Genomic DNA, 22,675 nt, shown 5'->3' with positions numbered 1-22,675 from the left:
ATTTGATCGTCTGTTTCGATATTGGCGGGACCGCCATCAAGGGTGCTGGTGCCTGGGGCCTGGATGATGTGCGGCCGCTCGCACGGCGGCAGACCCCGATCCATGATTTCGATGCCTTCGTTTCGGTGTTGAAATCTGCCATCGCCGAGGTCGGCGGTTCCCCCGATTGCATCGCGCTGTCGATTACCGGCATCATCGATCCGGATACCGACAAGTCCTTCATTGCCAACATACCCTGCGCCCATGATCGCCCCTTGAAAGCCGATCTGGAGGCAGCGCTCGGCTTGCCTGTCATCATCGCCAATGATGCCGATTGCTTCGCCTTGGCTGAATATGGCGTCGGCGCAGGGCGTGGCCATCACGTGGTGTTCAGCGTCATCCTCGGCACCGGCGTCGGTGGTGCACTCGTGGTTGACGGAAAGCTCATCAACAGCGCGGGCGGCTTTGCCGGGGAGTGGGGCCATGGTCCGGTTGCCGCCACGCGCGCCGGCAATCCGCCGCTGGACCTGCCGCGCTTTCCCTGCGGTTGCGGGCTGGAGGGATGTCTCGACGCCATTTGCAGCGCTCGCGGCATGGAAAAACTGCACAGCCATCTCACAGGAAAAAGCATGTCCGCCGAGGATATCTTGAAAAGCTGGCAGTCTGGCGAAGCGGAAGCCACCCGCACATTGGACGTCTATATCGACATGCTGTCCGGCCCGCTGGCACTGGTGGTCAATGTTACCGGCGCAACCATCATCCCGGTGGGTGGGGGCCTCTCCAATTCGTCGGCACTGATTGAGGCGTTGGATGCAGCCGTGCGCGCCCGCATTCTGCGTCGGTTTTCCCGCCCTCTCGTGGTGCAGGCGCAATGCACAATCGAGCCCGGCCTTGTCGGTGCAGCCGTGCTCGGCTTCGATTTTGTCGGGCTGCGAGTGAAATCGCTCTAGAACCGCATACCCGGAACCGCAAGCGGGTTATCCATAACAGCTTGCCGGTCTGGCCTGTCGATGCGGACTGCACCGGTAAAAGCACCGAACAGATCCTTGACGAAGGCTTCCGGCAAATCATCGGTGATGAGAACCATGCGGGTCCGCCGGTCGGAAGGGTCTGGCCACGCGGCCAGCCGCTGCGGCGGGTGAAAAATGGATTGTACGCCGTGCAGCACCAGCGGCCGGTCGGGGTTATCGGAAAGCTGAACGATGGCCTTCATGCGCAACAGCTTCTCGCCGTGTGCTGACCGCAAGAGATCAACGAACATCTCGATCGCCATCGGGTCAATCGGCTGCTCATGCACAATCGAAAACGAGCGTATCGCGGCATTGTGCCGGTTCACATCATGGTGGTGATGGTGTTGCCCGTGGTCATCGTGATGATGCCCATGGTGATGATGATCGTGACCGGCTTCTTCACCCAGCCACCGGCTGACATCGCCCGTCTTTTCTGCCGCATCGTAAAGACCGTTTTCCAAAAGCGCCTCAGCCTGCCAGCCTTCGCGATCACCATCTTCGATGGTCGCACGCGGGTTGATGGCGGCTAGTCTTTCGGTCAGCGCGGCAATCTGCGCCTCCGAACTAAGCGTCTGCTTGGTCAAAACCAGACGGTCCGCGACTGCAACCTGCTTGACCGCTTCCTTGTGGTGGTCGAGCGTGGACAATCCATTCACGGCATCCACCACCGTCACCATGCCATTCAAGGAGAAATTCTGGGCAATGACCGGGTTGCCGATGATTGACTGCATCACGGGCGCAGGGTCGGCAAGGCCGGTCGTCTCGATCACGACCCGGTTGATCTTTTTCAGCTTGCCGGTCTGAATGCCGTCCATCAGTTCGGCCAGCGTGTCCACCAATTCACCGCGCACGGTGCAGCACAGGCATCCTTCGGCAAGCTCGATGATGCCGTCGCCAGACCGCTCCACCAGCAGATGGTCGATGCTGACATCACCGAACTCGTTGATGATGATGGCCGCGTCCTGCATCGCAGGGTCTTTCAGAAGCTGGTTGAGCAGCGTCGATTTTCCCGCACCGAGAAAACCCGTGATGATGGAGACCGGTATGCGATCCTGTACCATGATGCGACCTGTAGTGTTAGAACATTACATTGAAAGTTAAGCCTGAGTGCAATTCCTGCAAAGGGCGAAAAACCGATTTACGAAAAGAGAACCGGCCCGCGTCTTGGGCGGACCGTAAACCTGTCAAAATGTCGGGCGCGGAATGGGAATTGGCACATTGGCCACGCTACCCTTGCCACCGGTAGCGGCGACCACGGTCTCGCTGCCGGGAATAAGGCCCGCATAGGAGTAAACCGGTGGGCGCGTCATTTCCTGAACAAAGGGCGATTTGATGATCATACGACCGGCTTCGTCACGGCTTTCGCTGCGCACTTTAGCTGCCTTGGGGTTGCAGATATCAGCGCTGATGTCGTTGACGAACTGCGTTTCGCCGTAAGGCGCAAGCGACGCAAGCGATACGCCTTGGCCGGATGAAGACGTCAGTCCCATCTGCAACAGGTCAGCCGACTGGTCGGTGCGGCCCGCAAGGCTGTCTGCGCCCAAAACGACGCTGATGACCTGACGGCCATTGCGTGAGGCCGACGATACCTGGTTGAAACCGGAAGCACAGATGAAGCCGGTCTTCATGCCATCAGCGCCCTGGAAGCGACCGACGAGCATGTTGTAATTGGCGTAGTTCTTCTTGCCGGTGCTGACGCCTTCCAGCGCGAAATATTGCGCATATTCGGGAAACTCACGCTTCAGGATAAGTGCCAGAACGGCAAGGTCACGGGCTGTGGTATATTGGCCCTTGCCCGGCAAACCGTTCGGGTTCACGTAATGCGTGGACGACATGCCGAGGCGGGCCGCCTGCGCATTCATTTGCGCCACGAAATTCTCGTTCGTACCGGCCACCGTTTCGGCAATAGCCACGGCAATGTCATTGGCAGATTTGATCAGCAGAAGCTTCAAGGCACTATCGAGCGTCAGTTTCGATCCCGGCTTGAAATACATCTTGCTGGCAGGCTGATCCGAAGCCTTCTTGCTCATCACGACTTCGGTTTCAGGGCTCAGCCTGCCGGATTTCATGGCGCTGAACGCAATATAGGCCGTCATCAGCTTTGTCAGCGAGGCGGGATACCACTTGCGGAATGCTTCCTGATGCGAAATCACCTTGCCGGTCTTCACATCGATAACCATCTTGGGGTTGGCCTGTGCTACACAGGTCATCGCCAGAACACTGGCGGACATCGCGGCAACAGTTTTTACGAGCCGCCCCGCGGCGCGGTTGGGTCTGTATGTATCTTGCAAGGCGTATCCTCGGATTCCCGTCTTCGTTTCGGGATTTGCAATATTCACCATATATGTCCTAGCAATGGCAAAGTACATTGATTGCGTCAATTATGCGGCGCAATATCCACCGCGGAGGAGTGTGAACTATCATGTTGAGAATGGAACATCAGGGATAAGTGAATGCCAGTTTTGAACAGAGCTGCGGAATTGCAGGCGGAAGCGACCGAATGGCGACGTCACCTCCATGAAAACCCTGAACTGTTATATGACGTTGATGAGACTGCTGCCTTCGTGGCGGAGAAGCTGAAATCCTTCGGCGTTGACGAAATCGTGACGGGTATCGGCCGTAGCGGGGTGGTCGGCGTCATCCACGGCAGGCACGGCAAAGGCCGCATGATAGGGCTGCGCTCAGATATGGATGCGCTGCCGATCGTTGAGGAAACCGGCGCGTTGTGGGCCTCGAAGGTGCCGGGCAAGATGCATGCCTGTGGTCACGATGGTCACATGGCCATGCTGCTGGGTGCTGCGAAATACCTTGCCGAAACCCGCAATTTCAGCGGTTCCGTTGCCCTGATCTTCCAGCCCGCCGAAGAAGGTGGCGCTGGCGCGCTCGCCATGGTCGAAGATGGGCTGATGACACGTTTCGATATGGATGAAGTCTACGGCATGCACAATATGCCCGGCATCCCCTTGGGTTCCTTCGCCATTCGCAAGGGCGGCATCATGGCGGCACCGGACAAATTCTCCATCGTGGTCAAGGGGCAGGGGGGCCATGCCGCGCAGCCGCATCGCACGGTAGACCCCATTTCCATCGGCGCGCAGATCGTTACCAACCTGCAGATGATCGCGTCCCGCAACACAGACCCCATTCGCTCTGTCGTCGTTTCCGTCACCCGTTTTCAGGCGGGCTCCAGCCACAACATCATTCCCAATGAAGCCCTCATTGCAGGCACGGTCCGCACGCTGGACGAAAACGTCCGCGATATGGCGCAGGCGCGCATCAAGCAGATGGCAGAAGGTATAGCGCAGGCCAATGGCGCGGAAGCCGAAGCCATCTACGAGCGCTATTGTCCTGTAACCGTCAACCATGCCGACGAAACGGACCATGCCATCCGTGTCGCCCGAGATGTCGTGGGCGACAAGAACGTCGATCCTGATGTCGATCCGTCGATGGCCGGAGAGGACTTCTCCTACATGCTGAAGGAACGGCCAGGCGCATTTATCTTTCTGGGAAATGGCGAAAGCGCCGGTCTGCACAATCCCAGCTATGACTTCAACGACGAAGCCATTGGATACGGCATATCCTACTGGGTAAAGCTCGCCGAACAGCGTCTGGCTGGCTGATTCACCGGAAAAGAACGGCCGCGTCCAACAATGCGGTCGTACCTTCTCGATCAAGCCGCCCATCTCGGAAGGTCTGTGGCGAGACCATAAAAGCAAATACTTCGAGCCCTTGTTGAGGGCTTCCGTATCAATTTTCTGACTTCTAAGGAAAATTGGAGCGGGCGAAGGGATTTGAACCCTCGACCCCAACCTTGGCAAGGTTGTGCTCTACCCCTGAGCTACACCCGCTCAAATCCGCTGGTTCGGGGTAGATCGCTGAACCGCGGGTCGCTGCGTTGCGGCGACGAGGGCTATATCGCTCAACCGCTTTTTAAATGCAACAGGGAAATGACAAAAAGGCGTAGAAATTTTTCAAAAAGCACACAAGCTACGGAAAACATTCGATATTTTGATATTGAAATTCACAGGGCGATTGCAAAATCCATTCTGAGGGCTTAACGACTATGTCATCAAAAACAGAATCCGATGGCACGAGAAAGCAATCATGACAGAGCAATCCCCGAAAACGGCGCAGGAACTTTTTGCTTTGCTGGATAGGCTCGGCATCGCGCATGAAACACTTCAACACGAGCCGGTTTTCACCGTCGCCGAGTCCGAATCCCTGCGCGATCGTATTCCGGGTGGGCACACCAAGAACCTTTTCGTCAAAGACAAGAAGGATCAGTATTTCGTTCTGACGGTCGAAGAAAACGCGACGGTGGATCTGAAGACGGTGCACAAGGTTATCGATGCCTCCAGCCGGGTGTCTTTCGGCAAGCCTGAAAAGATGATGGAGTATCTTGGCGTCATTCCCGGCTCTGTCACCGTTCTCGGTGCCATAAACGATGTGACGAACGCGGTGACGTTCGTGCTCGACAGCGATCTGATGAAGCATGAACTGATCAACGCTCATCCTTTGTCCAACGACGCCACCACCACCATCGGCAACAATGATCTCATTCGTTTTCTCGAAGCGACGGGTCATACGCCGCTTGTCTTGAAAGTGACGGAGTAAAGTACGATCTTTGCGCCAGAGCGCCAGATCGAGTGGCCAGTGAATGCGCAATCAACGGAGACCTTAAATGAGCGGTACCAGCAACCCTTACGGAACGTCCTCGGGCGGATACATGACCGGCTCCGTGCAATATGGAAATGGAAGCGCGCCTGAAGAGGCTGCGGCGTCCTCCCATATCAAGGACACGACGACAGCCGGTTTCGGCAAGGACGTCATGGAAGAATCCCGCAATCAGCCGGTGCTGGTGGATTTCTGGGCTCCGTGGTGTGGCCCCTGCAAACAGCTGACGCCGGTGCTGGAAAAGGTGGTCAATGAAGCTGGCGGGCGCGTCAAGCTGGTCAAGCTCAACATCGATGATCACCCGTCCATTCCCGGGCAGCTCGGCATCCAGTCCATTCCTGCCATCGTCGCCTTTCAGGATGGCCGCCCGGTCGATGGTTTCATGGGCGCCGTGCCTGAGAGCCAGATTCGCGAGTTCATCGACAAGATTGCAGGGCCTGCAGTCGATGACCCACAGGCGGAAATCGACGCTGCTCTCGCAGAGGCCAAGCAATTGCTGGCGGATGGTGATCATCAGGGTGCCGCACAGCTCTTCGGCTTCGTCATGCAGGTGGACCCGGAAAACGCCACAGCCGTGGCCGGCATTGCAGATTGCATGATTGCGCTTGGCGAATATCAGCGTGCGACCGATCTTTTGGCGTCGGTGCCCGAAGAACTGCGTGCCGATCCGGCAATCGAGGCCGTTTTGAAAAAGCTGGCGCAATATGAAGAGGCGCGGCTACTGGGTGATCCCACGGCGCTGGAACGCGAGCTTTCCACCAATCCGGACAATCACGAAGCGCGGATAAAGCTTGCCAAAATCCTCAACGCGCAGGGCAGGCGCGATGAAGCGGCTGACCAGTTGCTGACGGTCATGCGAAAGGACCGCACCTTCGAAGATGATGGCGCGCGCAAGCAGCTTGTCGAATTTCTGGAAGGTTGGGGTTTCAAGGACCCATCGTCGGTTACAGCACGTCGCAAGCTGTCGTCCATCCTGTTTTCTTGAAAGCCGCCTTGCGATTGGTGGCCTCGGACCACATTTAAGAGAATAACAAGAGATCAAGGTTGCGACGCGAGACCCGCGTCGTGGCACCGTCTCAGAAAATCGAGGGCTCATTCATGCATGTCGGTAATGCACGATACCTGAAAAGCACCGATCTGCCGGATGTGGTGCCTGTGTTTCCACTGTCTGGCGCGTTGCTGCTGCCGGAAGGACAACTTCCGCTCAACATATTCGAACCCCGATATCTGGCGATGTTCGACGCAGCGCTTGCTGGCAACCGCCTGATCGGTATGGTTCAACCCGCGCTACAGGCGCCGGAAAGTGCGGCAGGCTCCGGGGCTCTGAGCCAGGTTGGGTGTCTCGGTCGCATTACGTCTTTTTCCGAGACCGGAGACGGGCGCTATATGGTGTCGTTAAGCGGTATTTGTCGCTTCCGGCTGCTGGAAGAGGTGACCTCCGGCAAACCTTACCGAAGCTTCAAACATGCGCCCTTCATGGCCGATCTGACCGGTGAAGAGGATGAAGACGCGGTTGACCGCGAAAATCTGCTGCGGGTGTTCCGTTCTTTCCTCGATGCCAACCAGCTGGAAGCGGATTGGGAGAGCGTGGAGCGTGCGGGTAACAGGGTGCTGGTCAATTCCCTGTCGATGATGTCGCCGTTCGGCCCTGCGGAAAAGCAAGCTTTGCTCGAAGCGCCGGACCTGAAGGCCCGCGCCGATACGCTGATTGCGATTACCGAGATCGTTCTGGCCCAAGGCGGAACCGACAACGAAATCATATTGCAGTGATGGGGCCGGCATGGACGAAAAGCTGAGCAAGGTTGATCCCAAGCTGCTCGATCTGCTGGTCTGTCCGCTGACCAAAGGCCGACTGTCCTATAACCGCGATCGTAACGAGCTGATCTCCGAAAGCGCAAGGCTTGCCTATCCTATCAGGGATGGCGTTCCCATCATGCTGGTGTCGGAAGCGCGCAAAATAGAGGATTGAAGGGCCAGCCGTTAAGCTGGCCTTCGTCATTTTACAGAAATTCCGCCCGATGCGGCGTGAAGGTGTCGATCAGACGACCCTTTTCGAGTGCTTTCACTCCATGGATAAGGTCGGGCTTGACGATGAAGCTGCCGCCTTGCGCCAGTTCCTGCGTTACGCCATCGATAGTTACTTCAAATCGGCCCTCGACCACATAGCTTGCTTGAATATGCGGATGCGAATGAAGCGAGCCGATGGCACCGGCTTCGAACACCACTTCGACCATCATCATTTCCGGCAGATAGGCCATGATGCGTCTTGAGACACCCGGCTCTGTCGGTGCCCATTGGCCGTCAGCGGCGTTTACGAATGCATTGCTCTGGCTCATCATATGGCTCCTTACTTCAGATCATCCATGCTCACGAGATCGACATCGGTATAGTCGACATTGTCACCCGCCATGGCCCAGATGAATGAATAATTCGCGGTTCCCGCACCGGAGTGGATCGACCAGCCCGGTGAAAGTGCTGCTTCTTCGTTTTTCATCACCAGATGGCGCGTCTCACCTGGTTCGCCCAGAAAGTGGAAGACGCGGGCTGTCTCGGGCAGGTCGAAATAGAGATAAGCCTCCATACGCCGGTCATGAATATGGCATGGCATGGTGTTCCACACGGAACCCGGAGCAAGGCTGGTCATGCCGACAACCAACTGGCAGGTCTTGACGCCTTCGGGGTGGATGAATTGAAAAATCGAACGCTCGTTGCTCGTTGCCTGTGATCCGAGATCGACGCGCTTGGCATCATGGATGCCGATGTGTTTTGCGGGATAAGCGGAGTGCGCTGGCGCGCTCAGCAGGTAGAACTTGGCGGGCGTTTCGGATGATGCGGACGCGAAGGATACGCTCGATCCCATTCCGGCATAGACCATGTCACGCGTACCGGTTTCAAATGCGGTGCCGTCGACGGTGACTGTGCCCTTGCCGCCGATGTTGACGACGATCAGCTCACGTCGCTCGAGAAACGACTTCGTTCCTGTCGGCTTGATGGTTTCCAGTTCCAGAGATCCAGACGCCGGCACGGCACCGCCGACGATCATGCGATCGTAATTCGTGTAATGCAGCTGAACGGTGTCGTTGACGAACAGAGGTGGCAGCAGGAAGTTTTCGCGAAGCTCCTCGGTGCCGAATGTCGCAGCGGTCTTCGGGTCGATGGCGAAGCGGTTCGTGTACTGTGTCTGGCCCATGGTTCTCCCAATCATATGTCAAACTAACTTGTCATACATATATGCAAAAGAAATCCTATGTCAATCTGCTAAAGCCTGGTCACATCGCGAGATATGACGGGTAAAATCCCTGAAAATCATGAGTTTTTTTGATGTCTGCACCTGTAAGGCAGGTTTCTTGCTTCCTATCCCAAACAGTATGGAGCCAGAGATTTGCTCTGTCTCCAGAGTTGCAGTTCACGTTGACTTTTCGTGGTGAATGCGAGCACAGTCGCGGCGCGGTCAGACGTACCGGGGGAGAGACTGATGTCCATGCGCGCCGTTTTGAAAAGCCTGTTCTTTGTCGTCGCAACGCTGGCCATCCAGCCCGCCTCGGCGCAAGGACCGTCGCGAAAGGTCGTCACCACGCAAAACGGTGACTATTTCGGGTTTGATCTGCGCACCGAACAGAATGTCTCCCTGCCGCAATGCGAAGACATCTGCATCAAGGACACTTCCTGCAAGGCCTTCACCTATAATCCCAAGGTGCAATGGTGCTTCCTGAAATCGGATTTCAACCAGCTCAATGCCTTCCCCGGCGCAGTCGCAGGCAAGGTCGTGGAGGTCGCTGCCAAGAGGGAGCCCGATATCGGCGCGCCGCAGAAACTCTCCTTTGTCGATGACAGCCTTTACCAGGAGGCACGACGTCTGAAGGCGAGCCTCTCCCCCGCCGGAGATGGCCAGTCGATGGACAATTGGCTTTCACTGGCGCGACAGCAATCTGACGCTGGCGATTTCGTCGGCGCTGTCGGGAGTTACAAGCTGGCGCTCGCGCTGGGCCTTGATGATGGTGTGGCCTGGGCCGAATTTTCACAGGCGGCCGCGAAAATTCAAAACAATTACCAGATGTCGGCACAGGCAGTTTCGGCCGCTCTCAACGCCTATTCGCTAAGCCGCACTGTGTCTGCCCGTACAAGCATACTTGATACGCTTGCGGTGGCGTTTGAAAAAACCCAGAACTACCGCGCCGCGCTCAACAGTTACAAGGCCAGTCTTGCGCTGTCGGATGTCCCTCAGACGCGCGCCGCCTACGCTGATCTGAAGACCCGCCAGGGCTTCCGCGTCATCAACAACACGGTCGATACCGATAGTGTCAGCCCGCGCGCCTGCGTTCAGTTTTCAGAGCCACTGGTGAAGAACGGCGTTGATTATTCCTCCTTCGTCACGCTGGATGGCGTGGCACCCAAGGCCATCGAGGCCAAGGGCAGCGAAATCTGCGTGGAAGGTCTGACGCACGGCCAGCGTTACAAGATTGCGCTGCGCGCCGGTCTTCCGTCATCGGTGGAAGAGCCTCTGGAAAAGCAGGTCGATCTCGACATCTACGTTCGTGACAGATCAGGCTCGGTGCGTTTCACTGGTGAGAATTTCGTGCTTCCCGGCACTGCCCGCCGTGGCATCCCGCTGGTGTCCGTCAACATCGAACGGGCCGATCTCAAACTCTACCGGGTCGGTGACCGCAGCATCGCGACATTGCTGACCAATTCGCAATTCCTGACGCAGATGGATGGCTACGGCGCGGAGCGGCTTGAAAACGAGATCGGTGAACTCGTCTGGCAGGGCGGCATCGATATCCAGAACGAGCTGAACAAGGACGTCGTCACCAGCTTTCCGGTCGATGAAGCCTTGCCGGAACGTAAGCCGGGTATCTATGTGCTCACCGCCGTACCACCGGGCACACCGGGCGAAAACTGGGATTCCCGCGCCACCCAATGGTTCCTCGTTTCAGATACGGGCATCACCACCTATGCCGGGACCGACGGCCTCAACGTTTTTGCGCGCGCGCTCAGCACGGCCAAACCGCTGAAGGGCGTTGCCCTCCAGCTTCTGGCAAAGAACAACGAAATTCTCGGCACCGCGACGACCGATGACGAAGGACGCGCGATCTTCTCGGCTGGCCTGATGCGCGGCACGGCCGGGCAAGCACCTGCTATCATCACGGCACGCAACGGCGATAAGGATTACGTCTTTCTCGACATGACCCGCGCCGGTTTCGACCTTTCCGACCGTGGCGTCACGGGCCGCGCCTCTCCCGGCGCGCTGGATGTCTTCAGCTGGACGGAACGCGGCATCTACCGCGCGGGCGAAACCGTGCATGCCGCGGCCCTGGCACGGGATATCGAAGGCAATGCGGTCGAAAACCTGCCGCTGACGTTTATTTTCTCGCGTCCCGATGGCGTGGAAGATCGCCGTTTCGTTAGTGATGGCAAGGCCTTGGGCGGTTATGCCGTCGATCTGGCCTTGCAGGAAAGCGCCATGCGCGGCACCTGGACGCTGCGCATCCATACCGATCCGAAGACGGCCGCCATCAGCGAAAAGTCCTTCCTGGTCGATGACTTCGTGCCTGACAGGACCGAGTTCGATCTGTCCAGCAAAGCCAAGGAGATCGATCCCGCCGCCGAGACTGCCATTGATGTCGATGGCCGTTACCTCTATGGCGCCCCCGCTGCCGGGCTGGAACTCGAAGGCGAAATCGCGCTGAAGGCAACACGCACCCGCGCCGGTTTCGATGGTTATGTGTTTGGCTTGGCGGATGAGGAAAGTCAGGAGGAAAGCCGCACCACGCTGGATGCCCTTCCCGCGCTCGATGAAAACGGCAAGGCGACCTTCGATGTCACGCTTGCCGATGTCCCGTCGACAACGCAGTTCCTCTCCGCCAACATCACCGTTCGCATGCGCGAAGCCGGTGGCCGCGCGGTCGAGCGTTCGCTGACATTGCCGGTCAAATCCGATAGCGCCATGATCGGTATCAAACCGGAATTCTCCGGCGATCTCGCGGAAAATTCCATTGGCCGTTTCCACGTCATCGGCCTTGCCGCAGACGGTTCCAAACAGGCCATGAGCGGGCTGACATGGAAGCTCATCAAGGTCGAGCGGAACTATCAATGGTATCGTCAGGGCAATTCCTGGCGTTATGAACCCGTCGTCTACACAAAGCAGGTTCAGGCCGGCACCCTGGCCGTGGACGCCAATGGTGGCGAAATTTCCGTGCCTGCATCCTGGGGACGGTATCGTCTCGAGGTCGAATCCGCAGACAATAACGGCCCCACTTCCAGCGTCGAATTCGATGCCGGCTGGTATGTCACTGCAAGTTCCACGGAAACACCGGACGCGCTGGAAATCGCGCTCGACAAGCAGAGCTACAAGGTCGGCGATACCGCAAAATTGCAGGTAACGTCGCGCTTTGCCGGTCAGCTTATGGTGGCTTCCGGCTCGGAAAAGCTGATTGCCGTTGAAAACGTCGAGATCGGTGAAAACGGCGGCGAAGTCGATATTCCCGTGACGGAAGAATGGGGTGCCGGTTCCTACGTCACCGTTACCCTGTTCCGCCCCGGCGATGCGCAGGAAAGCCGCATGCCCATGCGCGCCATCGGCGTCAAATGGCTGGCCGTGGACCCCGGTGAGCGCAAGCTGGGCATCGCCCTTACCCTTCCCAAGCAGACATTGCCGCGTCAGCCGCTCGAAATTCCCGTGCAGGTGTCGGGCGCTGGTGCTGGTGACAAAGCCTATGTCACGGTCGCTGCCGTCGATGTCGGCATTCTCAATCTCACCCGCTATGAGCCGCCCAAACCGGATGAATGGTATTTCGGGCAGCGCCGTCTCGGGCTGGAAATCCGCGATATCTATGGCCGTCTGATCGATGGTTCGCTCGGTGCAACCGGTCGTCTCAGAACCGGCGGTGACGGTGGTCAGGTCGCACTTCAAGGAAGCCCGCCGAAGGAAAAGCTGGTGGCGTTCTTCGCCGGTCCGGTGGAACTGGATGCTGAGGGCAAGGCGACCATTCGTTTCGATATTCCGCAGTTCAACGGCACGGCCCGCGTCATGGCCGTCGCCTGGACCAAGACCGGTGTCGGCCACGCGGTGTCGGATGTCGTCATCCGTGATCCCGTCGTCATCACCGCCAGCGCACCAAAATTCCTCAGCCCGGGCGATGTCTCGCAAATGCGCGTCGATATCGCCAATACAGACGGAGATGCAGGCGATTACACATTGGATATCGCCAGCAACACCGCGCTCACGGTCGATCAAGGCGAGGTTTCGCAGGTCGTATCGCTGCAAAAGGGCGGCAAGACTTCGTTGACGGTGCCTTTGACCGGTGAATATCCGGGTAATGGCGCGATAATGATCAAGCTCAGCAACGCCAGCGGTGTCTCTCTGGAACAGGCCGTCAATATCCCCGTGCGGCCCTCGGTGCTGCCGGTCACGACGCGTCGAAACATTAAGATCGCGCCCAACAGCAGTCTCACGGTAGATGGCGCATTGCTGGCTGATAGCATGTTGCTGGGGTCGTCTGTCGCGGTCAACGTCACGCGTTCACCGGCCTTTGATGTTCCGGGTCTGGTCATGATGCTGGATAAATATCCCTATGGCTGCGCCGAGCAGACAACCAGCCGCGCTCTTCCGTTGCTCTATGTTTCCGAGCTGATGAAGCAGCGCGGGGGCGCAGACGATGTGGGCCTGCGCAAGCGGGTGCAGGATGCAATCTACCGCGTCCTGTCGTTCCAGTCCTCGTCCGGCGGCTTCGGTCTGTGGGGTCCCGGCGAAGGTGATCTCTGGCTGGATGCCTACATCACCGACTTCCTGACACGTGCGCGGGAGCAATCCTATGATGTGCCTGAGACGGCCATGGTGCAGGCACTCACCAACCTGCAAAACGGGCTGGCCTATGACAACAACGTCAAGGATCGCGGCAACCAGATTGCCTATTCGCTCTATGTTCTTGCCCGCAATCGCAAGGCTGCCGTCAACGATCTGAGATATTATGCCGACACTGCCCTGGGCGATTTCCCGACACCGCTTGCCAAGGCGCAACTGGCCTCGGCCCTGTCGCTCTATGGCGATGTGGCGCGGTCCAAGACGGTCTTCGGCGCGTCGCTCAGCATGGCCTCGGCGACCACCAAGGTCAGTCTCTCCCGCGCGGATTACGGATCGGTGCTGCGCGATGGCGCGGCCTCGCTTGCTCTTGCCGCCGAAAGCCGCCCGGTGCCTGCGGTGGTACCGCAACTGGCCAGTGCCGTTGCCAAGGCATGGGACGCCAAAGCCTATACCAGCACACAGGAGCAGGCCTGGATGCTGCTGGCCGCCCGCGCCTTGAAGGGTGAGGACAAGGACGTCAAGCTTGATATCAACGGTTCCTTGGAACAGGGCGGTTACAGCAAGGGCATGAGCGGCGATGAGCTGCTGCAATCGCCCATCAAGATCACCAATGCTTCGAAAGATACGGTCACGGCAGTCGTCACCACCGTCGCTCCACCCGCTCAGCCTCTGGCAGCGGGTGGTGAAGGCTTCGATATCAAGAAAACCTATTATTCGATGGATGGCGAAGAGGTGAATATCAGCGAGGCCACTCAGAATGAGCGGTATGTCGTCGTCTTGACTGTCACGCCCAAGAACCAATGGGAATCGCGCATTATCATGACCGATCTTCTGCCCTCGGGCTTTGAGATCGATAATCCGAGCCTCGTCAACAGCGCAGCACTTTCCAATTTCGATTGGTTGCCGGAAACGGAAGCTGCTCACACCGAGTTCCGCTACGACCGTTTCGTTGCGGCTTTTGATCAGGCTGCGGGCGATAATTCGGACATTACGCTGGCCTATGTTGTCAGGGCCGTAACACCCGGCACCTACGATAACCCGGCTGCATCGGTGGAAGATATGTACCGCCCGCAGTTTTCGGCGCGCACGGCGACCGGTCGCATGGAGGTCCTTGCGGCGCAGCAATGATCAGGTGGCGAGCGTTCATCAGCGGTTTCTTCGTGGCGGCAGTCCTGACTGCCGCCTGTGTTTATACGCTGAACCGTCTGGACCATGCCTACCCGCCACCTCTGCAAAATGCCAGAATCGTCTCGCAGGAAGTGCTGGACAGGGACGGTAAGCTGCTGCGCGCTTTCGCTACCCCGCAGGGGCGCTGGCGGCTTCACACCGATGCCACAGAAGTCGATCCGCAATTCATCAACATGCTGGTCGCCTATGAGGATCAGCGGTTTTTCGACCATGGCGGCGTGGATTTTCAGGCCTTGGGGCGTGCCGCCTGGCAATTGCTGACCAATGGTCGCATTGTCTCCGGTGCCTCCACGCTGTCCATGCAGGTGGCGCGGTTGATAGAGCCGCGGACGGACCGTTCGCTCAGTGCCAAATTTCTTCAGATGGTGCGGGCATGGCAAATCGAGCGGCGCTTGACCAAGCCTGAGATCATCGACCTTTATCTGAACATCGCTCCCTATGGCGGCAATCTCGAAGGCGTGCGCGCAGCAAGTCTCGCCTGGTTTGGCAAGGAGCCGAAACGTCTCGATACGACAGAGGCCGCATTGCTGGTTTCCCTGCCACAACTGCCGGAAAAGCGACGTCCGGATCGCTTTCCCACTGCGGCGAAAGAAGCGCGCGAGCGCGTGTTGCAACGGCTCGCCGTCTCCCGCGTGGTCGGTGAGGGGGAAGCCGCCCGGGCCGCAGTCGCGGCCATTCCCGCAAAGCGCATCGATCTCCCTTCCTACGCGCCGCATCTGGCGCAGGCGGCGCGCGTCCGTTTTCCGCAGTCCTTGACCATAGGCTCGACGCTGCGTCTGCCCGTTCAAAAAGAGCTGGAAGAGCTGGCACAGCGCTCTGCTAAAAAGCTTGGAGACAAGGTCTCGGTCGCCATCGTCATGGCCGATAGCACGACGGGTGAGATCGTCGCGGAGGTCGGTTCGTCTGATTTTCTCGATAGTAACCGCCGTGGCTGGGTGGAAATGAGCCGCGCGGTGCGCTCCCCCGGCTCGACGCTCAAACCCTTCATTTATGGCCTTGCCTTCGAAAACGGCTTGATTGCGCAGGAAACCGTGATCGAAGATCGCCCGGCGGATTTTTCCGGCTACCGGCCACGCAATTTCGATATGCAATATCAGGGTGATGTCAGCGTTCGCCAGGCCCTGCAGCTCTCCCTCAACGTTCCCGCCGTGCGCCTGCTGGATGCCGTCAGTCCCGCTGCCCTGATGGTCCGGTTTCGCCGGGCCTCGGTTAAACTCACGCTGCCGAAGGCGGAAGCGCCGGGGCTGGCCATTGCGCTTGGCGGTGCCGGTCTCTCTCTCGTCGATCTCGTCCAGCTCTACGCAGCGCTGGCCAACAGCGGTCAGCCGGTGCAGTTGGGAGATGGGGTGCGCGGTAAACCGCAGATCCTCGATGTCGACCCGCTGTTTTCCAAGGCTGCGATCTGGAACATCAGCGATGTCCTGTCCGGCGTGTTGCCGCCGCTGGGCATGAAGCAGCGCGGCATCGCCTATAAAACCGGAACCAGCTATGGTTATCGCGACGCATGGTCTGTCGGTTTTGATGGTCGCTATGTCATCGGCGTATGGGCGGGGCGTGCCGATAACGGCTCGGTTCCCGGTCTTGCGGGCTATGTTTCCGCCGCACCCATCCTGTTCGAAGCCTTCACGAAATCCGGCGTTGCCATAACGCCATTCCCCCCTGCACCGGCTGGTACCTCCCGGCTGGCCTACAAGGATCTGCCCGCCAACCAGCGACGCTTCAGCGTCACCAGCAGCGGCCTCCTTTCAGCGTCGAGGCGCGAGCCATCACCGCAGATCGTCTATCCCCCGGAAGGCGCGCGGATAGAACTCTCCAGCCAGAGCGGCGATCTCTCGCCACTGGTCCTCAAGCTGCAAGGGGGACGTGCACCCTTCCACTGGCTCGCCAACGGCAAACCCTTGCCCGAACCCTCTCGCCGTCGAAGCAGCGAGTGGTTGCCGGAGGGGCAGGGTTTCTCGACGCTGACGGTGATCGATGCGGATGGACGGGCGTCCAGCGTTAGGATTTTTGTGGAATAAGGGTTGGTGCGGTGAAGATGGACGGGAGGTCGCGCCCAGCGAATCTCCCCACCTGAGGGGGAGATGCCCGGCAGGGCAGAGGGGGGTAAGCCACACCCTCTGACATATCCCTCAAGCCGTCCCGTCCACCAAAATAAACGGCTGCCCGCGAGAGCACATCTCGATCCGCGCATCGACTTTATAGATGTTCCGCAGCATATCAGGCGTAATCACGGCAGATGTCTGGCCACTGACGGCCATCTCGCCACCGGCGATGACGATCGTATGTTCGCAGTAGCGCAGCGCATGGTTCAGGTCGTGCAGGGCGATCAGAACGATCATGCCTTCGCGGCGGGCGAGGTTGGTGATGAAATCCAGCACCTCGACCTGCCGGTGAAGGTCGAGCGCCGAAGTCGGCTCGTCCATCAATAGGACTTCCGGTTTGCGCACCAGCGCTTGTGCGAGCGATACCAGCTGGCGTTGGCCGCCGGATAGTTCGCCAAGCCCGCGAAATGCCAGATCGTGGATGTTGAGCGCTTTCAGGATGGCGTCGATCTCGGCCAGCTCATCATCATGCACTTTCCAGCCGCTGCCCTGTTTGGCCGACAGAAGAATGGATTCGTAGACCGTCAGAACGGCATTGGCGCCGGTGTCCTGCGGCATGTAGCAGATGGTGCGTGGTCCTTGCTCTGTCTGCGACAGTGTCACGACGCCGGGGCCTTTGATCAGGCCTGCGATGCGTTTGAACAGGGTGGACTTGCCAGCCGCGTTCGGGCCGATGACGGCGGTTATGCTGCCAGCTTCCAGCATGTCCATGGTGACATTGGACAGCACCGTCGCACGCCCGTATTTGGCGCCGACATCCTGAAGGGCGAGGGCTACCATGCGCGTCTCCTGTTGGAGAAGATGAGAACAAAGAAGAAGGGCACGCCGACAAGCGCCGTGATGACGCCGATGGGCAGGATCGCACCGGGTATCAGCACCTTGCTGACAACAGATGTCACCGACAGCAGCAGCGCGCCACAAATAATCGAACCGGGCAGGAAGAACCGCTGGTCTTCACCCACCACCATGCGGGCAATATGCGGGCCGACGAGGCCGATAAAGCCGATGGTGCCGACGAAGGAAACGGGAATGGATGCCAGCAGGCTGACGGTCAGCATGGTGTGCAGGCGCAGGCGGCGCACATTGATGCCCATGCTGGCTGCCTTGTCATCGCCCAGGCGAAGCGCCGTCAAAGCCCATGCGTTCTTCATGAACAGCGGCACGGTCAGGACGAGGATGGCGCCTGTCACATAGACCTTGGCCCATGTCGCCTTGGTCAGGCTGCCCATGGTCCAGAACACGACGGCGGCCAGCGCCTGTTCGGAGGCCAGATATTCCAGCATCGAAAGGGCGGCGTTGAAGGTGAAGACGAGAGCGATTCCCAGCAGCACGATGGTCTCGACCGTCACGCCCCGCATGGTGGAGGCGAAGTGGATGAAAAGGGCGGCCACCATCGCCATGACGAAGGCGTTGATCGGCACCATATATTCGACGGCACCGGGAAAAAGCGCGACACCGCCAACCAGCGCAAGCGCTGCGCCAAAGCTGGCGGCGGCCGAAATACCGAGCGTGAACGGGCTGGCGAGCGGGTTGGCGAGAATGGTCTGCATCTGCGCGCCCGCAACCGACAGCGATGCGCCAACCGTCACGGCCATCAGCGCTATCGGCATGCGGATGTCCCAGATGACGACGCGCAGCTGGTTGGCCACGCCGGCGGGATCGAGGACGGCGCTGATCACCTGAGACAGGGTGTAGCGTGCCGGGCCAAGCGCCATATCGGTGGCAAGGCTGAGACACAGGGCGACGACGAGCCCGACCAGTATCAGAATGCGGCGGGCTGCCAGAGCGCGATATTGCGCGCCCCCGGTCTTCTCGACATGGGTTTCCACAATGGATGCCATTCAATTCGAGCCTTTTTCAAGTGAAACAAAGTATCCGGGCTTGTAGGTCACAGGCAGAAATTTCCGGTGAAATTCCTCGAAATTCTGTTCCGGGTTCAGGTCCGCAAAAAGCTCAGGGTGAAACCACTTGGCAAATTGCTGGATGGGATAGAACTCGTAGGGCGCGCCATAAAACTGGTGCCACACGGCGTGAACGTTACCGTTCTTCACGGCGTCCAGCTCGGGAAACGGCGTGCGTTCCATCAGCTTGGCCAGCCGTTCACGCGATAGGTCCATATCGGCACCACGTCCAACCGGCACGAACTGGTTGATGTCGGATTCAGCTGCCCAGTTGGAGCCGGTGACGATGACATGCTCCGGGTTGGAAACGATAAGCTGTTCGGGATTGAGGTCGCCGAAGGTGGTCTTGATGACGTCAGACGCGATATTGTGTCCACCTGCCTGCTCGACCATCGCGCCAAAATTGACGGGACCGAAGGTGCGGCAGCAATTGTTTTCGCCCGAAATCCCCGGTGCACGCTCGATGAAGACACCCGGCCGTGTCAGGTCCTTGACGGATGCCAGCCTGTCGGTCACCAGCGCGATCTGGTCATGACGATAGGCAATGAATTCTTCTGCGCGCGGCACCGCGCCGAAAATCTGGCCGAGAACGCGAATGGAATTTTCGCTGTTCTTGTCCGGGTCGAGACGGAAATCAAGATAGACGACCTTGATGCCAGCCGCCGCCGCCTTCTCCTCGAAGCCGCTTTCCTTGGCGGTCTTTTCGACTTCCAGATTGAGCGTGATGACATCGGGTGTCAGCGCAATCGCCGCTTCGAGGCTGAAATCGCCCTGCGGTAGATAACCGAACAGCGGTAGCTTTTCGATCTGCGGGAAACGCTCGATGTAGGCCTTATAGCTGTCGGGGTCTTTCTTCACGAGATCGTCGCGCCAGCCGACGATGGTATCGAAAGTCTTTTCACCAAGCAGGGCCGCGATGACGTGAATTTGGCGCGCTTCACCCACGATAACGCGTTTGGCCGGTACGTCGATCTCGACCTTGCGGCCTGCGGAGTCGATGATTTCCGTTGCCGACGCCGACGTCGCAATGATGACAGGCGTTGCAATGAGGGCGAGTATGAAGGCAGCGATCCGTTTTAAATTCCTGTGCGGCACGGGCGGTCCTTTCCATCTGAAAATGTATTTTGGCGAAGCCGTCAATACGGCTCCGCCAGATGTCGGATCGGCGCTCCCCCTTCGCCGTTCTGATATTTACTTGTCGTCCTTCAGGGACACGAAGTAGCCGGGCTTGTAGTCAAGCGGCAGGAAGCGGGCATGCAGTTCCCTAAAGGTCGCTTCCGGGTCCAAGTCTTTAAACAGCTCCGGGTGCAGCCACTTGGCAATTTCCTGAATGGCCACGAACTGGTACGGGTTGTTGTAGAACTGATGCCAGATGGCGTGAACATTGCCGTCCGCGACAGCCTTGACGCCGGTAAAGGCCGGACGCTTTGTCAGGTTCTCAAGCTTGCGACGGGCTTCCTTGAGGTCTGCGCCGTAACCGACACCAACCCAGTCGCCGCCGGGAACGTAAGCATCCCACTTGCCGCCGGTGATGATGATTTGGTCCGGGTTGGAAGCGATCACCTGTTCCGGGTTCACGGTGCCGAATGTGCCGGGAATGATGTCCTTGGCCATGTTGATGCCACCGGCAATCTCGACCATCTTGCCGAAGTTCTCGTTGCCGAAGGACATGCAGCAATCGTCGGAATAACCACCTGCGCGCTCAACGAAGACGACCGGGCGTTTCGGCTTGTCCTTGTCCAGCACGTCGGTCACGCGCTTGATGCTGTCAGAGCGGAACTTGATGAACTCTTCGGCAATGTCCTGCTTGCCCATCAACTGGCCCATGACGCGCATGCTCGGCTCGGTGTTTTCCATAGGCTTTTCGCGGAAGTCGACATAAACCAGGGGAATGCCGACCTTGCCGAGCTTCTCGATGTAACCGGCCTCTTCGGTCGCGGTCTTGGCATCGATGTTCATCAGAATGACGTCGGGCTTCAAGGCTACCGCCTGTTCGATATCGAATGTGCCGTCCTTCATGCCGCCGAAGGTCGGCAGTTTGGCAATGTCAGGATATTTCGCCAGATAGGCCTGGTAGGATTCCGGGTCTGCCTTTGGCAGGTCATCGCGCCAGCCGACGACGTGTTCGAACGGGTTTTTCTTGTCGAGCGCGGCAAGGAAATAGATCTGTCGGCCTTCGCCGAGAATGACGTGCTTGACCGGCACGTTGACCTCCACATCGCGGCCCGTCACATCCTTGATTGTTACCTTTTCGGCAAAGGCGGGAAAGACGGTGGAAACGAGAAGACCCATTGCAAGAGCGGCGGATTTGCCTGTAATGCGCATCGAAATTGTTCTCCGGTAAAACTAAATGCGCTTTATTGTTTTATGACTATCAAAGTCAAGTTTTATCTTTTAGAGCATTTCGAAGGTAAAGATCGCGAAGGTTGGATGTCATGGACGGCGCAAAAGAATACGGCAGTAATTTCGGTCTTCGGGATGAAATAAAGGCCTATTGGTCCAGCCGCGCCGCCACCTTCGACCTGTCTCCCGGCCATGAGATTTTCTCCGAAGAAGAGCGTGCCGCCTGGCATCGACTGGTCGAAAAACATCTGGGGCAAGGCGAGGGTAAAAGCGCGCTGGACCTGGCGTCAGGCACCGGCGTCATCTCCCATCTGATGGATGATCTCGGCTACCGGGTCACCGGGCTGGACTGGGCGGAGCCGATGCTGGAACGGGCCAAAGCCAAGGCGAAAACCCGCAATCGGGCCATTTCCTTCCGCATGGGCGATGCGGAAAACACCATGGAGCCAGATGGCGCCTATGACGTCATCATCAACCGCCATCTGGTCTGGACACTGGTTGATCCCAAGGCGGCGTTTCACGAATGGCTTCGGGTCCTGAAACCCGGCGGCAGGGTGCTGATTGTCGATGGCGATTTCGTCAATGTCAGCCTTGCCGAGAGGTTCCTGAAAAGCCTTGCTGCACGGCTGATCAAACTCGGCGTTTTGAAACCGGAACCGGTGCATATGCCCGCCGATATGGCGGGGGTGCACAACAGCATTCTCTCCCGTGTCTACTTCTCTCAAGGCGCCCGTGCCGAGGCGGTGGCTGGTCTGTTGCGGGACGCCGGGTTCGAAGACGTGGTGATCGATCGGAATATGCGTGACATCCACAAGTCCCAGGCAAAAAACTGGAACGTCCTCAAAGCCGCTGCCCGCGGTATCCAGCATCGCTACGCCGTGTGTGGACGTAAACCGGCTTAAAATCTCACGCCGATCTTGAGCGGTGCCGATAGTGCGCGGAGCAAGCCTCTTCCCGATCTAGACTGATTTTGAAGAGGCGCGGGGTTGCAGGCAGACTTTTCAAGGGCGCTGTGCGCCAATTCAGCATGAGGTTGGAGCAAGCCGCTCACCCCCCCTCTGTCCTGCCGGACATCTCCCCCTCAGGTGGGGAGATTGGTAAAAGGCACGCTGACTGCTCCAATCGTAGCCGTCAGAGGGATGCACCGGCAAAACAGGCTGTCGTCCCCGCCGCAACGTTCAAGATGTCCGGTGAGCCCGCCCCCAGCCAATCTCCCCACCTGAGGGGGAGATGCCCGGCAGGGCAGAGGGGGGTGAGCCACACCCGCCAACGCAACAATGAAAATACTTCCCAACCAAATCAATCCCTTACCAAAAATCCGCACGAAACTGCAAAAAATCCCCCCACACTTTTCTCCACCTCCCGCGAATCACCCGCACAATTGTCCCGTTCCGCCCTCGGATACACCGCAAGGCGTTGCGGCGAGGCGGGACCGGCGCTGGTGACAGGGAGGTTACGCATCCTCTCTGTCACCGGGGTCCGGCAGCAATCCCCCCGGCGGCAACGGGAGGAGGAGGACACCGGTTTCGGACCGGCCAGTGTCATTCTCCCGATGCCCGACCTGGCCGCGTCGTGAGGTAAAGACTGAACGTCTTCGCCATATCGATGCATCCGCCAGGAGCTTGGTCGCCGGGTGTACCGACAGCTCATCGTCCCCCAGGTCGAACGCGACCACGGGGA

17 protein-coding genes and 1 tRNA gene are annotated in these 22,675 nt (G+C 58.6%); 9 read left to right on the top strand and 9 right to left on the bottom strand.

From position 1 onward, the window contains the following. Positions 1-2 precede the first annotated feature (2 nt). Complete coding sequence (locus ATO67_RS17100) at positions 3-929, top strand: ROK family protein (protein ID WP_067652083.1); 927 nt, start codon at positions 3-5, stop codon at positions 927-929. On the opposite strand, the gene ATO67_RS17095 is transcribed toward ATO67_RS17100, so the two are convergent. Both ATO67_RS17095 and ATO67_RS17090 read right to left on the bottom strand, forming a co-directional pair. Beyond that, positions 926-2,050: a CobW family GTP-binding protein gene (locus ATO67_RS17095; protein ID WP_067652080.1), complete on the bottom strand. Its 1,125-nt coding sequence runs from the start codon at positions 2,048-2,050 to the stop codon at positions 926-928. The genes ATO67_RS17100 and ATO67_RS17095 overlap by 4 nt on opposite strands. A gap of 123 nt (positions 2,051-2,173) precedes the next feature. Beyond that, the gene (locus ATO67_RS17090; RefSeq protein WP_245304020.1) at positions 2,174-3,220 is read right to left on the bottom strand and encodes a D-alanyl-D-alanine carboxypeptidase family protein; all 1,047 of its coding nucleotides are present in this window, start codon (positions 3,218-3,220) and stop codon (positions 2,174-2,176) included. A gap of 222 nt (positions 3,221-3,442) precedes the next feature. On the opposite strand from ATO67_RS17090, the gene ATO67_RS17085 reads away from it, so the two are divergent. Next, the gene (locus ATO67_RS17085) at positions 3,443-4,606 is read left to right on the top strand and encodes a M20 aminoacylase family protein (RefSeq protein WP_067652075.1); all 1,164 of its coding nucleotides are present in this window, start codon (positions 3,443-3,445) and stop codon (positions 4,604-4,606) included. A gap of 153 nt (positions 4,607-4,759) precedes the next feature. Here the strand turns inward: ATO67_RS17085 and ATO67_RS17080 are convergent. Next, positions 4,760-4,834: transfer RNA gene (locus ATO67_RS17080), tRNA-Gly, on the bottom strand. A 256-nt stretch (positions 4,835-5,090) separates the two neighbouring features. Here ATO67_RS17080 and ATO67_RS17075 point away from each other — a divergent pair. From ATO67_RS17075 to ATO67_RS17060, 4 genes are all read left to right on the top strand, one after another. Further along, positions 5,091-5,600, top strand: a complete 510-nt coding sequence (locus ATO67_RS17075) for a prolyl-tRNA synthetase associated domain-containing protein (RefSeq protein WP_067652072.1) — start codon at positions 5,091-5,093, stop codon at positions 5,598-5,600. Positions 5,601-5,667: 67 nt separating this feature from the next. Next, positions 5,668-6,645, top strand: coding sequence for a thioredoxin (gene trxA / locus ATO67_RS17070; protein WP_067652069.1), 978 nt, complete (start codon positions 5,668-5,670; stop codon positions 6,643-6,645). Between the two features lie 113 nt (positions 6,646-6,758). After that, entirely contained in the window at positions 6,759-7,430 is a 672-nt protein-coding gene (locus tag ATO67_RS17065) for an LON peptidase substrate-binding domain-containing protein (RefSeq protein ID WP_067652066.1), read from the top strand. Between the two features lie 10 nt (positions 7,431-7,440). Continuing rightward, positions 7,441-7,629, top strand: a complete 189-nt coding sequence (locus ATO67_RS17060; RefSeq protein WP_067652063.1) for a Trm112 family protein — start codon at positions 7,441-7,443, stop codon at positions 7,627-7,629. 31 nt (positions 7,630-7,660) lie between these two features. Here the strand turns inward: ATO67_RS17060 and ATO67_RS17055 are convergent, their stop codons facing one another. Both ATO67_RS17055 and kduI read right to left on the bottom strand, forming a co-directional pair. Next, positions 7,661-7,996, bottom strand: a complete 336-nt coding sequence (locus tag ATO67_RS17055; protein ID WP_067652060.1) for a cupin domain-containing protein — start codon at positions 7,994-7,996, stop codon at positions 7,661-7,663. Between the two features lie 11 nt (positions 7,997-8,007). Next, positions 8,008-8,850, bottom strand: coding sequence for a 5-dehydro-4-deoxy-D-glucuronate isomerase (gene kduI / locus ATO67_RS17050; protein WP_067652057.1), 843 nt, complete (start codon positions 8,848-8,850; stop codon positions 8,008-8,010). Positions 8,851-9,135: 285 nt separating this feature from the next. Between kduI and ATO67_RS17045 the strand changes: the two genes are divergently transcribed. After that, on the top strand, positions 9,136-14,589 hold the full coding sequence (locus tag ATO67_RS17045) for an alpha-2-macroglobulin family protein (RefSeq protein WP_067652054.1): 5,454 nt from the start codon (positions 9,136-9,138) through the stop codon (positions 14,587-14,589). Continuing rightward, positions 14,586-16,667, top strand: coding sequence for a penicillin-binding protein 1C (gene pbpC / locus ATO67_RS17040; RefSeq protein ID WP_067652051.1), 2,082 nt, complete (start codon positions 14,586-14,588; stop codon positions 16,665-16,667). The genes ATO67_RS17045 and pbpC overlap by 4 nt, the downstream gene beginning before the upstream one ends. A gap of 111 nt (positions 16,668-16,778) precedes the next feature. Here the strand turns inward: pbpC and ATO67_RS17035 are convergent, their stop codons facing one another. The 4 genes from ATO67_RS17035 to ATO67_RS17020 form a co-directional block, all read right to left on the bottom strand. Continuing rightward, positions 16,779-17,531 (bottom strand): ABC transporter ATP-binding protein, encoded by a 753-nt coding sequence (locus ATO67_RS17035; protein ID WP_067652049.1) that lies wholly within the window; start codon positions 17,529-17,531, stop codon positions 16,779-16,781. Then, the gene (locus ATO67_RS17030; protein WP_067652046.1) at positions 17,525-18,592 is read right to left on the bottom strand and encodes a FecCD family ABC transporter permease; all 1,068 of its coding nucleotides are present in this window, start codon (positions 18,590-18,592) and stop codon (positions 17,525-17,527) included. Before ATO67_RS17030 ends, ATO67_RS17035 begins: the two co-directional genes overlap by 7 nt. Continuing rightward, on the bottom strand, positions 18,593-19,723 hold the full coding sequence (locus ATO67_RS17025; protein WP_103087306.1) for an ABC transporter substrate-binding protein: 1,131 nt from the start codon (positions 19,721-19,723) through the stop codon (positions 18,593-18,595). A 120-nt stretch (positions 19,724-19,843) separates the two neighbouring features. Beyond that, positions 19,844-20,977, bottom strand: coding sequence for an ABC transporter substrate-binding protein (locus ATO67_RS17020; protein WP_067652040.1), 1,134 nt, complete (start codon positions 20,975-20,977; stop codon positions 19,844-19,846). Between the two features lie 110 nt (positions 20,978-21,087). On the opposite strand from ATO67_RS17020, the gene ATO67_RS17015 reads away from it, so the two are divergent. Next, positions 21,088-21,897 carry a class I SAM-dependent methyltransferase gene (locus ATO67_RS17015; RefSeq protein ID WP_067652037.1) on the top strand — a complete coding sequence of 270 codons (810 nt, stop codon included), beginning with the start codon at positions 21,088-21,090 and terminating at the stop codon, positions 21,895-21,897. Positions 21,898-22,675: the final 778 nt, after the last annotated feature.

This window comes from Agrobacterium bohemicum, from assembly GCF_001562555.1.
Classification (GTDB): Bacteria; Pseudomonadota; Alphaproteobacteria; order Rhizobiales; family Rhizobiaceae; genus Agrobacterium; species Agrobacterium bohemicum.
Note: the sequence above shows the minus strand (reverse complement) of the source record. Positions and strands in the feature narration are given on the sequence as shown.

What these genes read in the sequence shown, in the direction of transcription:
- ATO67_RS17095 (WP_067652080.1), bottom strand. Translation starts at nt 2,050, where the DNA reads ATGGTACAGGATCGCATACCGGTCTCCATCATCACGGGTTTTCTCGGT.
- ATO67_RS17090 (WP_245304020.1), bottom strand. Translation starts at nt 3,220, where the DNA reads ATGTCCGCCAGTGTTCTGGCGATGACCTGTGTAGCACAGGCCAACCCC.
- ATO67_RS17085 (WP_067652075.1), top strand. Translation starts at nt 3,443, where the DNA reads ATGCCAGTTTTGAACAGAGCTGCGGAATTGCAGGCGGAAGCGACCGAA.
- ATO67_RS17075 (WP_067652072.1), top strand. Translation starts at nt 5,091, where the DNA reads ATGACAGAGCAATCCCCGAAAACGGCGCAGGAACTTTTTGCTTTGCTG.
- trxA (WP_067652069.1), top strand. Translation starts at nt 5,668, where the DNA reads ATGAGCGGTACCAGCAACCCTTACGGAACGTCCTCGGGCGGATACATG.
- ATO67_RS17065 (WP_067652066.1), top strand. Translation starts at nt 6,759, where the DNA reads ATGCATGTCGGTAATGCACGATACCTGAAAAGCACCGATCTGCCGGAT.
- ATO67_RS17060 (WP_067652063.1), top strand. Translation starts at nt 7,441, where the DNA reads ATGGACGAAAAGCTGAGCAAGGTTGATCCCAAGCTGCTCGATCTGCTG.
- ATO67_RS17055 (WP_067652060.1), bottom strand. Translation starts at nt 7,996, where the DNA reads ATGAGCCAGAGCAATGCATTCGTAAACGCCGCTGACGGCCAATGGGCA.
- kduI (WP_067652057.1), bottom strand. Translation starts at nt 8,850, where the DNA reads ATGGGCCAGACACAGTACACGAACCGCTTCGCCATCGACCCGAAGACC.
- ATO67_RS17045 (WP_067652054.1), top strand. Translation starts at nt 9,136, where the DNA reads ATGTCCATGCGCGCCGTTTTGAAAAGCCTGTTCTTTGTCGTCGCAACG.
- pbpC (WP_067652051.1), top strand. Translation starts at nt 14,586, where the DNA reads ATGATCAGGTGGCGAGCGTTCATCAGCGGTTTCTTCGTGGCGGCAGTC.
- ATO67_RS17035 (WP_067652049.1), bottom strand. Translation starts at nt 17,531, where the DNA reads ATGGTAGCCCTCGCCCTTCAGGATGTCGGCGCCAAATACGGGCGTGCG.
- ATO67_RS17030 (WP_067652046.1), bottom strand. Translation starts at nt 18,592, where the DNA reads ATGGCATCCATTGTGGAAACCCATGTCGAGAAGACCGGGGGCGCGCAA.
- ATO67_RS17020 (WP_067652040.1), bottom strand. Translation starts at nt 20,977, where the DNA reads ATGCGCATTACAGGCAAATCCGCCGCTCTTGCAATGGGTCTTCTCGTT.
- ATO67_RS17015 (WP_067652037.1), top strand. Translation starts at nt 21,088, where the DNA reads ATGGACGGCGCAAAAGAATACGGCAGTAATTTCGGTCTTCGGGATGAA.